The organism is Sphingobium sp. V4, assembly GCF_029590555.1.
In the GTDB taxonomy this organism is placed as follows: Bacteria; Pseudomonadota; Alphaproteobacteria; order Sphingomonadales; family Sphingomonadaceae; genus Sphingobium.
In genome coordinates this window covers 3180291-3192707 of sequence record NZ_CP081001.1, presented here as the reverse complement: position 1 = coordinate 3192707, position 12417 = coordinate 3180291, and the positions used below count along the sequence as shown (strand labels likewise).

11 protein-coding genes are annotated in these 12417 nt (G+C 65.5%); 9 read left to right on the top strand and 2 right to left on the bottom strand.

The window, feature by feature from the left end:
• The first annotated feature begins 38 nt into the window (after window positions 1-38).
• From K3M67_RS15800 to K3M67_RS15775, 6 genes are all read left to right on the top strand, one after another.
• Window positions 39-1100 carry a DNA-directed RNA polymerase subunit alpha gene (locus K3M67_RS15800; RefSeq protein WP_066864653.1) on the top strand — a complete coding sequence of 354 codons (1062 nt, stop codon included), beginning with the start codon at window positions 39-41 and terminating at the stop codon, window positions 1098-1100.
• Between the two features lie 175 nt (window positions 1101-1275).
• Window positions 1276-1701: a 50S ribosomal protein L17 gene (gene rplQ, locus K3M67_RS15795; protein ID WP_066864656.1), complete on the top strand. Its 426-nt coding sequence runs from the start codon at window positions 1276-1278 to the stop codon at window positions 1699-1701.
• A 104-nt stretch (window positions 1702-1805) separates the two neighbouring features.
• Window positions 1806-3971, top strand: coding sequence for a prolyl oligopeptidase family serine peptidase (locus K3M67_RS15790; protein ID WP_285831939.1), 2166 nt, complete (start codon window positions 1806-1808; stop codon window positions 3969-3971).
• Between the two features lie 54 nt (window positions 3972-4025).
• Window positions 4026-5084 carry a DUF3667 domain-containing protein gene (locus K3M67_RS15785; RefSeq protein ID WP_066864662.1) on the top strand — a complete coding sequence of 353 codons (1059 nt, stop codon included), beginning with the start codon at window positions 4026-4028 and terminating at the stop codon, window positions 5082-5084.
• Between the two features lie 30 nt (window positions 5085-5114).
• The gene (locus K3M67_RS15780; RefSeq protein WP_285831938.1) at window positions 5115-6032 is read left to right on the top strand and encodes an EamA family transporter; all 918 of its coding nucleotides are present in this window, start codon (window positions 5115-5117) and stop codon (window positions 6030-6032) included.
• A 98-nt stretch (window positions 6033-6130) separates the two neighbouring features.
• Entirely contained in the window at window positions 6131-7492 is a 1362-nt protein-coding gene (locus K3M67_RS15775; RefSeq protein WP_066865285.1) for a methyl-accepting chemotaxis protein, read from the top strand.
• A 253-nt stretch (window positions 7493-7745) separates the two neighbouring features.
• Here K3M67_RS15775 and K3M67_RS15770 read toward each other — a convergent pair whose 3' ends face one another.
• The gene (locus K3M67_RS15770; protein ID WP_285831937.1) at window positions 7746-8594 is read right to left on the bottom strand and encodes a cold-shock protein; all 849 of its coding nucleotides are present in this window, start codon (window positions 8592-8594) and stop codon (window positions 7746-7748) included.
• A 280-nt stretch (window positions 8595-8874) separates the two neighbouring features.
• On the opposite strand from K3M67_RS15770, the gene K3M67_RS15765 reads away from it, so the two are divergent.
• The 3 genes from K3M67_RS15765 to K3M67_RS15755 are packed head-to-tail and all read left to right on the top strand — an operon-like array spanning window position 8875 to window position 10714.
• Entirely contained in the window at window positions 8875-9492 is a 618-nt protein-coding gene (locus K3M67_RS15765) for a ribonuclease D (RefSeq protein WP_066864672.1), read from the top strand.
• 17 nt (window positions 9493-9509) lie between these two features.
• Window positions 9510-10157 carry an LPS export ABC transporter periplasmic protein LptC gene (locus K3M67_RS15760; protein WP_066864675.1) on the top strand — a complete coding sequence of 216 codons (648 nt, stop codon included), beginning with the start codon at window positions 9510-9512 and terminating at the stop codon, window positions 10155-10157.
• Complete coding sequence (locus K3M67_RS15755) at window positions 10157-10714, top strand: LptA/OstA family protein (RefSeq protein ID WP_285831936.1); 558 nt, start codon at window positions 10157-10159, stop codon at window positions 10712-10714. The genes K3M67_RS15760 and K3M67_RS15755 overlap by 1 nt, the downstream gene beginning before the upstream one ends.
• On the opposite strand, the gene K3M67_RS15750 is transcribed toward K3M67_RS15755, so the two are convergent.
• Complete coding sequence (locus K3M67_RS15750; protein ID WP_285831935.1) at window positions 10689-12317, bottom strand: GMC family oxidoreductase; 1629 nt, start codon at window positions 12315-12317, stop codon at window positions 10689-10691. The two genes, K3M67_RS15755 and K3M67_RS15750, sit on opposite strands and share 26 nt — an antisense overlap.
• Window positions 12318-12417 lie beyond the last annotated feature (100 nt).

Genomic DNA, 12417 nt, shown 5'->3' with positions numbered 1-12417 from the left:
ATTTCACAAGCGTTCCGGCCCATCCCCAGGGGAAATACATGACTGTCAACATGAAGAACTGGCAGGAATTGAAGAAGCCCAACAGCCTCGAAATCAAGGCGTCGGGTGACGGCAAGCGCAAGGCGACCTTCGTTGCCGAACCGCTGGAGCGCGGCTTCGGCCTGACGCTCGGCAATGCGCTGCGCCGGGTTCTTCTGTCCTCGCTTCAGGGCGCGGCGGTCACCTCGATCAAGATCGAGAACGTCCTGCATGAATTCTCGTCGCTGGCCGGCGTGCGCGAGGACGTGACCGACATCGTCCTCAACATCAAGCAGGTCGCGCTCCGCATGGAAGGCGAAGGCCCCAAGCGCCTTCAGCTCTCCGCCACCGGCCCGGCCGTGGTGAAGGCGGGCGACATCAGCGTCGTCGGCGACATCGAAGTGATGAACCCCGATCTGGTGATCTGTCACCTGGACCAAGGCGCGACCCTGAACATGGAACTGACCGCCGATGTCGGCAAGGGCTATGTCCCCGCCGTCGCCAACCGTCCGGCCGATGCGCCAATCGGCCTCATTCCGATCGACGCGCTTTATTCGCCGGTGCGTCAGGTCGCCTACAAGGTCGACAATACCCGCGTCGGCCAGGAACTGGACTATGACAAGCTGTCGCTGACCGTCGACACCGACGGCACCGTCACGCCGGAAGACGCGGTGGCCTATGCTGCCCGCATCCTGCAGGACCAGCTCCAGCTGTTCGTCCATTTCGAGGACGCCCTGCCTGCCGCCGCCCCGGCTGCCGGCCATGCCGCCACCACGGCTTCGGAAGGCGAAAGCGACGCCAACCAGATCAACCGCTATCTGCTCAAGAAGGTGGACGAACTGGAACTGTCGGTCCGCTCGGCCAACTGCCTCAAGAACGACAACATCATCTATATTGGCGATCTGGTCCAGAAGACCGAGGCCGAGATGCTGCGCACCCCCAATTTCGGCCGCAAGTCGCTGAACGAAATCAAGGAAGTGCTGTCGTCCATGGGTCTGCGCCTGGGCATGGACATCCCCGGCTGGCCGCCGGAAAATATCGAGGAAATGGCCAAGAAGCTCGAACAGGAGCTGCTGGGCTGATCCCTTTCCCTTCCCCGGGTTCGCTCGGGGAAGGGCGATCACCGTTCCGGCATTCCGGTGCCCTGCGACGGTGTGAACTTCGCCTGATTTAGGGCAGGGGCATAGGGCGGTGGCCCATAACACCGCCAGGTCTGGGGTACCTCGCACGGCCCCTTAACGAACGAAGGGAATTATCATGCGTCACAAGATTGGTCATCGCAAGCTGCAGCGCAGCGCCGGTCACCGCAACTCGCTGCTGCGCAACCTCGCAGCGTCGCTCATCAAGCATGAGCAGATCCTGACCGGCACCGCAAAGGCCAAGGAACTGCGTCCTTACGTCGAAAAGCTGATCACCCTCGCCAAGAAGGGTGGCCTGTCCAACCGTCGCCTGGCTTCGGCCCGCCTGCAGGACGATGTGCAGCTGGCCAAGCTGTTCGAAGTGCTCGCCGAGCGCTACAAGGATCGCAACGGCGGCTACACCCGCGTGATCAAGGCCGGCTACCGCGCTTCCGACGCGTCGCCGATCGCGATCATCGAGCTGGTCGACCGCGACGTCGATGCCAAGGGCCAGGACTCCGGTCCGGTCCAGGGCGCCGATGCGGACGAGCTGGAAGAGGCTTGATTTTTTAACCGGTCCTGCTGGTCGGGACTGGATGCTTTACCGGCAGGCCGCAGCTCTCTAGAGCTGCGGCCTGTTCCGTTTGAAAAGAGTGACGAAAAGAGAGGATGCGCGCCGCCCTGATCCTGTTGCCGCTGCTGCTGGCGGCGGCCCCGTCGCTCGCCCGGCCCGATGGCGCGACGATCGAGGCCGGCGACAGGACGCTGCGCTATCCCGCCGCCCGGCGGCTGGACCTGGTGGAGGATCATTTCGGCGTAAAGGTCGCCGATCCCTATCGCTGGCTCGAAAATGACCTGCGCGCCGACCCTGCGGTGCGGGACTGGGTGGCGCAGGAAAACGGGCTGACCCGCCGCTATATCGACAGCCTGCCGGGCCGCGAGGCGCTCAAGGGCCGGATGCAGGCGCTTTTCTCCCACGGCCGCTACACCGTGCCCCGCAAGGCGGGCGGGCGCTATTTCTACGGCTATAACAAGGGTCTCCAGAACCAGACGCCGCTTTATGTCCGCGAAGGCATCGACGGCGCACAAAGGATGCTGCTCGATCCCAATGACTGGGCGAAGGATGGTGCCAGCGCGCTTGCCGAATGGGCCCCTTCCCCCGACGGCAAATATCTTGCCTATGCCATACAGGATGCCGGAAGCGACTGGCGCACGCTCAAGTTGCTGGACGTCGACAGTGGCCGGACGCTGGCCGATGCGGTGGAATGGGTCAAATTCTCGCAGATCGCCTGGGACGGCCGGGGAGAAGGCTTTTTCTATTCCCGCTTCGCCGCGCCGCAGGACGGCGAGGCCTTCCGCTCCGCCACCGAAGATCAGCAGATTTTCTACCACCGCGTCGGCACGTCCCAATCCCAGGACCAGCTCGTCTACGCAACCCCGGATCGCCCGGCGCTCAGTCATCAGGCCCAGGTGACGGGCGACGGCCGCTGGCTGGTCATCAGTTCCTTCCAGGGCATCGATCCCCGCCGCGAAATCCATGTCGCCGAACTGACCGGCGGCCCGGTCAAGCCACGTCGGCTGGTCAAGGGACCGGCCAATGACTGGCGACTGATCGGCAGCCGCGATACGACCCTCTATTTCATCACCGACAGCCGGGCGGCCCATATGCGGGTGGTGACGCTGGATGCAGCGCGACCGCGCAAGGGGCCGAAGGAACTGGTCGCCGAGCGGGCCGAAACGCTGGCCGGCGGATCGCTGATCGGCAACCGGCTGATCCTTGCCTATATGAGCGACGCGCAGACCGTCGCCGAGCTGGTCGAACTGGACGGGCGCAAGGTCGGCGACGTGCCCCTGCCGGGCTTCGGCACCGCGGCCGGCTTTGGCGGGCGCGCGGGCGATCCCGAAACCTTCTTCAGCTTTTCCGGCTTCGTCACCCCGGCCAGCATCTATCGCTTCGACACGGCAACTCAGCAATATCAGCTCTTCGCCCAGCCCGACCTGCCCTTCAATCCCGACGATTTCGGGATCGAACAGCGGCTCTACCCGTCGAAGGATGGAACGATGATCCCCATCACCGTCCTGCGCAAGAAGGTGCTGGCCGATCGCGCCATCGCCGCGCCGACCATTCTCTACGGCTATGGCGGCTTCAACATCTCGCTGACGCCGGGCTATTCGGCGGTTCGGATGGCGTGGCTTGAGCAGGGCGGCGCCTATGCCATCGCCAATCTGCGCGGCGGGGGCGAGTTCGGCAAAGCCTGGCACGAGGCCGGGCGCGGCGCGAACAAACAGAATGTGTTCGACGACTTCATCGCCGCGGGCGAGTGGCTGAAGGCCAACGGCTACACGCCGCAGGACGGGCTGGCGATCGAGGGGCGGTCCAATGGCGGGTTGCTGGTCGGCGCGGTGGTCAACCAGCGCCCCGACCTGTTCGCCGCGGCGCTGCCGGCCGTGGGCGTCATGGACATGCTGCGCTTCGACCGGTTCACCGCCGGACGCTACTGGGTCGACGACTATGGATCGCCGGACAGCGCCACGGATTTCCCGCTGCTCTACGGCTATTCGCCCTATCACAACATCCTGTCGGGCAAGGACTATCCCGCCATCCTTGTGACCACGGCAGACACCGATGACCGGGTAGTACCCGCCCACAGCTTCAAATATGCCGCCGCGCTCCAGGCGGCGGATATCGGATCCCGGCCACGATTGCTGCGGGTCGAAAGCCGCGCCGGCCATGGCGCGGGCAAGCCGGTCGACAAGCTGATCGACGAATATGCCGACAGCTACGCCTTCCTCGCCCGGTTCACCGGGTTGACGATCCGGACGAAGCCGGAATAGCGCGCGTCTCAACCCGTCTGGTGTCCGTCATACACCGCTGATAGTCTCCGACGCATGACTGGGGGAATCGAAGCGGCGGGTGACGCGGTCACCGGAGCGATGCTGGCGCGGGCGGTCGAACCGGGCCATGGCGAATCGCACGTGCCGGGGCACGGCCCCTGCCTCAATTGCGGCGCGACGCTGGCCGGCAATTATTGCGCCCAATGCGGTCAAGCCGCGCATGTCCACCGCAGCTTCGCCGCCATCGGCCATGATCTGGCGCATGGCGTGCTCCATTTCGAGGGCAAGATCTGGACCACGCTGCCCGAACTGGCGCTGCGGCCGGGCAAGCTGACACGGCGCTATATTGAAGGGGAACGGGCCAAGTTCGTGTCGCCCTTCGCCCTGTTCCTGTTCACCGCCTTCCTGATGTACGCCATCTTCTCGCTGACCGCTCAAGGCGAAGGAGGCAAGGCGCCGCAGGCCGTGCAGATGAACGCCGAGGCGCAGGCCGAACTGCGCAAGGAGCAGGAAAAGGCCGATGCCCGTATCCGGAAGATCGAGGCGGACCTGAGCAAGCCGGGCCTGTCCGCATCGCGCCGGGAGATATTGACCGAAAGGCTGACCGAAGCGCGGGCGGAGCGGAAGGGGTTGACCCTGGCCAGTGACATCACCGATTCGCTGATGGGCGAGGGCATGAGCGGCGGCGTCGCCAGGACGGTCGGCAAGACGTTGAGCGCCGCCGCGGAAAATCCAGAATTTGCCTATTACAAGCTCAAGGCCAACGCGTATAAATTTTCCTGGGCATTGATCCTGATCTCGTTGCCCTTCCTGTGGTTGCTCTTCCCTTTCAGCCGCCGCTACAAGGTCTACGACCATGCGATCTATGTGACCTATTCGATCGCCTTCATGTCGCTGCTCTTCTGCCTGTCGATGCTGCTGACGGCGGTCCATGTGACCAGCGGCCTCGTCACGCTGGTGCTGCTGCTTTTCGCTGCCTGGCACATGTATCGCCAGTTCAAGGACGCCTATGCGCTCTCTCGCGCAGGCGCTCTCTGCCGGTTGCCCCTACTCTATGGCTTCGCCTGCGTGTCGCTCTCGCTCTTCTTCACCTTCCTGGTCGTGATGGGGTGACGGTTGGCGTCGGCCCGCTATAGGGCAGGCATGATCACCTCCCCTCTCTGGCTGCCGGCGACCCTGATGGCGGGCGCGACCCAGGCCTGGCGCACCGCCGTCCAGCGCCGCGTCAGCCACAACCTGTCGCTCAACGGCGCGGGCCTGGTCCGCTATCTGTACGGCATCCCTTTCGCGCTGCTGCTGCTCGCCCTCTACCGGCTCGCATTTCCCGCACCATGGCCACTGTTCCAGCCCCATTTCCTGCTCTTCTGTCTGGCCGGCGGCTTGGCTCAGATCATCGCCACCAACTTGCTCATCCTGGCGTTCGGCCATCGCAATTTCGTCGTGGGCACCGCCTATTCCAAGACGGAGGCGGTGCAGGGCGCTGTCCTGTCCTTCCTGCTGATGGGGGAACGACTGGCGGCACTGACCTGGGCGGGCATCGGGTGCGGAGTGGCGGGCGTGATGCTGCTGTCCACCGGTGGCCGACGGATGGGACCGGTCGACTTCCTGCGCGCGCTGGCCCAGCCGGCCGCCCTCACCGGCATGGCGTCGGGCTTCTTCTTCGCGCTGACCGCGATCGGCATTCGCCGCGCGACGCAGCAGGTAGGCGGGGACGACCGCATCCTTGCGGCCTTGATCGTGCTGGTGGTCACGGTGCTCCTCCAGACGGCAATCCAGGGCGGCTGGCTGCTGGCGCGGGAACGGGGCGAGATACGCCGGGTGTTGGCCAGTTGGCGCATGTCGGGGCAGGTCGGGCTGCTGTCCGCACTGGGTTCGGCCTGTTGGTTCACCGGATTTGCGACGGCGCCGGTGGCGCTGGTGCGCATCGTGGGTCAGATCGAGGTCGCCTTCACGGTGGCCTTCGGCCACTTCTATCTAAAGGAAAAGATGCAGCGCAGCGAGGGCTTGGGACTGATGCTGGTGGTGGCGGGCGTGATGCTGGCGCTCGCCGGGGCGCTTTGAGACGAGCCGAACCAGGCCGCTAACGCTTAATTTACCATGGGCCGATAGCCCTTGGCGCAATGAGGGACATGCAATCCGACAATGTCGCGCGCGCGGTTATGAAGGTCGCCAAATTGTCCGGCGACCTGGGGATACGCACGCTCGACCTTCAGGCCGACATCAGCGAACTCGCCGATCGGGTGACGCAGCAGGCACGCACGATCGAGGCGATCAGCGGCGCGGCCGCACAATTGTCGCAGGATGGCGAGCGCGTGTCGCTGGCCGGGCAGGATGCCCGTGAGAAAGCGGTCGCCGCCCGTTCCATCATCGACGATTCAGGCCGACAATTGTCGGCGGCGAACAGCAATTTCGTGGACCTGATCGAGCAGGTGAGTCGCATCCATGCGCGGCTGGACGGCTTTGGCGAGGCCTTGAAGACGGTCGCCCATGTGACCAGCGTGATCAGCGGCATCGCCAGCCAGACCAACCTGCTGGCGCTCAATGCCACGATCGAAGCGGCGCGCGCCGGGGACGCCGGACGCGGCTTTGCCGTGGTCGCGGCCGAAGTGAAGAAACTGGCGCAGGAAACCGCCGCCGCGACCCAGACGATCGAGCAGTCGATCGCCGCACTGACGGGCGAGGCTGGCGGAATGCTGGACAGCATCACCCGTGGCGCCCAGACAGCGCGCACCGCCCAGTCGGACACGCGCAACATAGAGGCGCTGGTCGAGCGGCTGGCGGCGCTGATGCTCGACCTGTCGGGCAACAGCGAGACCGTGGCCCAGCGCATCGGGTCCATGGTGGGATCGGCAGGCGAGATCCGCACCGGCCTGGCCGCGCTGGCGAGCACGTCGAACGACAATGCAGGCGGTCTGCACCGACTGTCAGGCCGCATCACCAGCGCCAGCGAAGACACCAATTTGCTGCTGCAATATCTGGCTGAGAGCGGCGTCGACATTCCCGATTCGCCCTATATCCGCTTCTGCCTCGAATCGGCCGAAGCGGTCGCGGGCGCGATCGAACGTGCGATTATGGAAGGCCGTATCAGCGAGGCGGAGGTTTTCAGCGAAGATTATTCGCCGATCCCCGGCACACATCCCGTCCAGTATAATCACCCCGTCCAGCCGGTCATGTTGCCCACCGCCCGCGCGCGGCAGGAACTGGCCCGGACCTATTCCGGCCTGTTCGGCATGACCTTTACCGACCGCAACGCCTATGGCGCAGTCGCCATGCCCGAGCGATCCCATACGCAGAGGACGGGCGACGATGTATGGAATTCCGAACATTCGCGCCAGGGGCTGATCTTCGACTTCGCCGACACGCGCGAACAGTGCAAGATCACCCAGCCCTTCTGCATCAAAGCCTATCGCCGCCCAACCGCGGAAGGCGAGATCGTGCTGCTCAAGCAGGTGATCGCGTCCATCCATGTCCGTGGTCGCCACTGGGGCATATTGCAGATGGCCTATCAGGATCAGGGTTGAGCAGCGGGGCAGCGTTCCAGTAGCAGGCCGGCCCCCGGACAGGGATTTTCATGCGCGCTCTGCTGCGGACAGCAGTGGATCGGCCTTGATTGCCGTCAGGCGGACGCGCAGCTTCCGGTTCAAAATCAGGTGCCGCATCACGAAATGCGGGGCGCTACGGCCACCGGCCGGGTCAAAGGAAAAGGGGCCGCCCGACTGGACGACCCCTTCCCTATCCTCTCCCCTGTAACAGGGATGGTGCTTGTAGCGCGCTTCAGTCGGCCTTCGACTGCAGGTTCACCGCAGCATATTTGCCGCGACGATCGACTTCCAGTTCGAAGTCGAGGCGATCGCCCTCGTTGAGGGCGCCCATGCCCGCACGCTCGACCGCACTGATATGCACGAAGGCATCAGGCTGGCCATCATCGCGCTGGATGAAGCCAAAGCCCTTCATCGCGTTGAAGAACTTGACCGTGCCGCTGGCGCGTTCGCCGGTCAGCTGGCGCTGCGGGCCACGATCGGCGCCGCCGAAGCCACCACGATCACCGCCGAAGCCACCCGCACGCGGTTCGCGAGGTTCGCGCGGCGCACGATCGGTGACCGGGAGCGGTTCACCTTCGATCACCAGATCGGTAGCCGACACCTTGCCGCCACGATCGACCAGGGTGAAACCGAGCGGCTGCCCTTCGGCCAGACCCGTCAGGCCAGCCTGTTCGACCGCGCTGATGTGAACGAAAACATCCTCACCGCCATCGTCACGAACGATGAAGCCAAAACCCTTCTGGCCATTGAAGAATTTGACGACGCCCTTGCCTTCGCCAACGACCTGGGCGGGCATCCCGCGGCCACCGCCGCCACCGCCGCCGCCGAAGCCGCCACCACCGCCGCCGAAGCCACCGCGGCCACCGCCGCCGCCGCCGAAGCCACCGCGGTCACCGCCGCCGAAACCGCCACGATCACCGCCGCCGAAGCCGCCGCCGCCGCCGCCGCCGAAGCCGCCGCGATCACCGCCGAAGCCGCCACCGAAACCACCGCGGCTGCCCTGATCGTAGAAATTGTCGTCGCCGAAACCGTCGCGCTTGTCCTTGCCGCGCCCGCCGCGGCGACCTCTATCAAAACTCATGCCCTGTTAGTCACTTTCGCTTCGCCCCAAGACCAATCGGACAAACATGTCGGGCGAATGACATGCAGAATCCACCGCAAAGGCGGGTTTGAGAATCACTATATCAACTTTTCAGGGCAGCGCGAATGATTTTCACCGGAGCGGTCCCGTTCCGTTCCGATTGGCGCCAATCGGCCGATTTACACGCATCTCGGCGCGAAAATCCAGCATTCGGCCGCATGTTGTGCCACGCGCAAAGCCTTGATTGCGGTGCGACGGGTTTCGCCATAGAGGGGAGCGCATGACCGTGCATTTCCATGAAGAAGATCTGCCCGCCGGCGTGCTCGCCCCCGGCCCGATCGCCGTCGACACCGAAACCATGGGCCTCATCACCCCGCGCGACCGCCTGTGCGTGGTCCAGATCAGCGACGGCAAGGGAGACGAGCATCTGGTGCGCTTCGCGCCCGGCAGCGATTATGCCGCGCCGAACCTGCGCGCCGTGCTGGCCGATCCCGAACGACTGAAACTGTATCATTTCGGCCGCTTCGACATTGCCGCTATCCGCCATTATCTGGGCGTCGTGGCCGCTCCAGTCTACTGCACCAAGATCGCATCGCGCCTGGTGCGCACCTATACGGATCGGCACGGACTGAAGGAACTGGTGCGCGAACTGTTGGGCCAGGATATCAGCAAGCAGCAGCAGTCGAGCGACTGGGGCAGCCCGGTCCTGTCCGATGCGCAGAAGGATTATGCCGCGTCCGACGTGCGCTACCTGCACCAGCTCAAGGCTGAACTGGACAAGCGACTGACGCGTGAAGGGCGGATGGAACTGGCGCAGGCCTGCTTCGATTTCCTGCCACACCGGGCCGAACTCGACCTGGCCGGCTGGCCGGAGATCGACATTTTCGCGCATATGTAAGGGAGCGTTCGCGCCGCATGTCCGTCCAGGCCGATCAGCAACGCGACGTGCGCCGCCAGTGGGCGCGACCGGGCGGCAGCCATGACCGTCTGGTCAAGCTGCTCAAGAACTGGCTGCCGGTCGCGGTCGGCGTGCTGGCGGCACTGCTGGCGACCGCCCCCTTCACCGGCGGCGACAAGGTCAGCTTCGTGCTCGACAAGAACAAGGTCGATGTCGCGCGCGAACGGATGCGCGTGACCGAGGCGCTTTATCGTGGCGAGGACAGCAAGGGGCAGCCCTTCTCGCTGCGCGCCGGATCGGCGGTGCAGAAAAGCTCGCGCGAGCCGATCGTAGACCTGAACGACATGTCCGCGCGCATCCTTTTGTCGGACGGTCCCGCCGTACTCACGGCGCAGAAGGGCCGCTACGACATGGATAGCGAGCGCGTCGCGATCGACGGGCCGGTCCAGTTCCAGGCGGCGGGCGGATATCGCCTGACGACGCGCGATGTCGGCGTCGACCTCACCACCCGGCGGATGCGCAGCGCCGGCCGGGTGGATGGCCGAATCCCGATCGGCACTTTCAGCGCCGACCATCTGGAGGCGGACATGGGCGCGCGCACGGTGACCCTCAACGGCCGCGCGCGCTTGCGTATCGAACAAAATGGCCTCAAAGGGCGAAACTGATGAAACGCACCCTTTTGACGCTTTCGATCGGATTCCTGGGCACGGCCGGCGTGATGATCGCCGGGGCGAGCGCGCAGGTGTTCCGCAACCATGACAGCAATGCCCCGGTCAATTTCACCGCCGATCGCATAGAGGTGCAGGATCGCGCCGACCGGGTCGTCGTGTCCGGCAATGTCGAAGTGACGCAGGCCGGCATGACGCTGAACGCCGCGCGCATGACCGTCGCCTATCGCAACCAGCCGGGCGGCGGCTCCAACGGCAACGGGATCGAGATCGACCGGATCGACGCGTCCGGCAATGTCGTGATCACCAAGGCCGACCAGACCGCGCGCGGCAATGTCGCCATCTATGATCTCAACGCGAAGCTGATAACCATGCTGGGCAATGTCGCCCTGACGCAAGGGACGAACCGCCTGACCGGCGGGCGGCTGGTGATGGATCTCAACAGCGGCCGCTCCACCGTCGACGGCCGTTCGACCGGCGGCGGGAACGGCACCACGACCAGTCCCAGCGGGCGCGTGTCAGGCACCTTCACCGTTCCCCAGCGGAAGAACTGAACGTCCTGCTCTTCGCATCGTCCAGGATCATCGCCGCCGCTTTCTCCGCGATCATCATCACCGGCGCGTTGGTGTTGCCGGAGATGATCGTCGGCATCACCGATGCGTCCACCACCCGCAGTCCGTCGATTCCGCGGACACGCAGTTCCGGCGTCACCACCGTCCCCATCGCGGCCGTGCCGACAGGGTGGAAGATGCTGCTGGCGATGGCGCCCACCCCCTCCAGGATCGCCGCCTCATCCTGCCGCTCCGCACCCGGCCGAAACTCCTGCGGCGCATAGGGCGCCAGCGCAGGCTGGCCGACAATGGCGCGCGTCACCCGCACTGCTTCGATCGCTACCTGCCGGTCCTCGGGCGCGGAGAGATAGTTGGGCCGGATCGCCGGGGGCAGCGCAGGATCGGCGGACCCGATCCACACGCTCCCCCGGCTCTGCGGCCGCAGGTTGCACACGCTTGCGGTGAAGGCCGGGAAGGGATCGAGCGCGCCCCCGAACGCCGCCAGGCTGAGCGGCTGGACATGATATTGCAGATTGGCGGTGGCGAAGCGCGGATGGGATTTGACGAACAGCCCCAACTGGCTCGGCGCCATCGCGAGCGGCCCGGACCGCCGGGCGAGATATTCCAGCCCCATCCACGCCTTGCCGGCCAGCGAGGCCGCCCGCATGTTGAGCGTCACCGCGCCCGTCACCTTGTAGGCGCAGCGTATCTGAAGATGATCCTGCAGATTCTCGCCGACGCGCGGCAGATGATGGACCGGCGCGATCCCCAGGGCGGTCAGCCGCTCGCCATCTCCTATCCCGGACCGTTGCAGAATCGCCGGCGATCCGATCGACCCGGCGCACAGCAGCACCTCGCCTTGCGTCCGCGCGACGCCGCGTTCGCCTCCGGTCAGGAATTTCGCTCCCACCGCCCGCCGTCCCTCCAGCAGCAGCCGGTCGATCACCGCCCCGGTGACGACGCGCAGATTGGGCCGCCTCATCGCGGGACGCAGGAAGGCGTCGGCGGCGCTCCAGCGCCGTCCCCGCCGCTGCGTCACCTCGAAATAGCCCGCCCCTTCATTGTCGCCCCGATTGAAATCCTCCGTATAGGGCACGCCATATTGTCCGGCGGCTTCGCGAAAGCGCTCCAGCAAGTCCCAGCGGAGCCTTTGCCTCTCGACCCGTATTTCCCCGCCGGCGCCATGGGCCTCGTCGCCGCCGCCGAAATGATCCTCGGCCTTGCGGAACCAGGGCAGCACATCGTCCCAGCCCCAGCCGACATGCCCCGCCTGCCGCCAGCCATCATAGTCGCGCGCCTGGCCCCGCATGTAGATCATGCCGTTGATCGAACTGCTGCCGCCCAGCACGCGCCCACGCGGATAGCCGATCGCGCGGCCGCCCAGGCCCGCTTCCGCGTCGGTCTTCAGGCACCAGTCGGTGCGCGGATTGCCGATACAGTAGAGATAGCCGACCGGCACCTTGATCCAGTGCCAGTCGTCGCGGCCGCCCGCCTCAAGCAACAACACGCGATGGCGCGGATCGGCGCTCAGCCGGTTGGCCAGCACGCAGCCGGCGCTGCCCGCGCCCAGGATGATATAGTCATACGCGCCGAAATCGCGGTCCATGCGCCTCTCCCTGGACGCAGCATGGCCCGCGCTTCCGGCACGGCGCAAGCCGGCCCGGCGATATGTCGCATCGGATCGCCCGGCCAGCCGCCGCCGACAG

What these genes read in the sequence shown, in the direction of transcription:
- K3M67_RS15790 (WP_285831939.1), top strand. Translation starts at nt 1,806, where the DNA reads ATGCGCGCCGCCCTGATCCTGTTGCCGCTGCTGCTGGCGGCGGCCCCG.
- K3M67_RS15750 (WP_285831935.1), bottom strand. Translation starts at nt 12,317, where the DNA reads ATGGACCGCGATTTCGGCGCGTATGACTATATCATCCTGGGCGCGGGC.
- K3M67_RS15770 (WP_285831937.1), bottom strand. Translation starts at nt 8,594, where the DNA reads ATGAGTTTTGATAGAGGTCGCCGCGGCGGGCGCGGCAAGGACAAGCGC.
- K3M67_RS15785 (WP_066864662.1), top strand. Translation starts at nt 4,026, where the DNA reads ATGACTGGGGGAATCGAAGCGGCGGGTGACGCGGTCACCGGAGCGATG.
- K3M67_RS15765 (WP_066864672.1), top strand. Translation starts at nt 8,875, where the DNA reads ATGACCGTGCATTTCCATGAAGAAGATCTGCCCGCCGGCGTGCTCGCC.
- K3M67_RS15755 (WP_285831936.1), top strand. Translation starts at nt 10,157, where the DNA reads ATGAAACGCACCCTTTTGACGCTTTCGATCGGATTCCTGGGCACGGCC.
- K3M67_RS15800 (WP_066864653.1), top strand. Translation starts at nt 39, where the DNA reads ATGACTGTCAACATGAAGAACTGGCAGGAATTGAAGAAGCCCAACAGC.
- K3M67_RS15760 (WP_066864675.1), top strand. Translation starts at nt 9,510, where the DNA reads ATGTCCGTCCAGGCCGATCAGCAACGCGACGTGCGCCGCCAGTGGGCG.
- K3M67_RS15780 (WP_285831938.1), top strand. Translation starts at nt 5,115, where the DNA reads ATGATCACCTCCCCTCTCTGGCTGCCGGCGACCCTGATGGCGGGCGCG.
- rplQ (WP_066864656.1), top strand. Translation starts at nt 1,276, where the DNA reads ATGCGTCACAAGATTGGTCATCGCAAGCTGCAGCGCAGCGCCGGTCAC.
- K3M67_RS15775 (WP_066865285.1), top strand. Translation starts at nt 6,131, where the DNA reads ATGAAGGTCGCCAAATTGTCCGGCGACCTGGGGATACGCACGCTCGAC.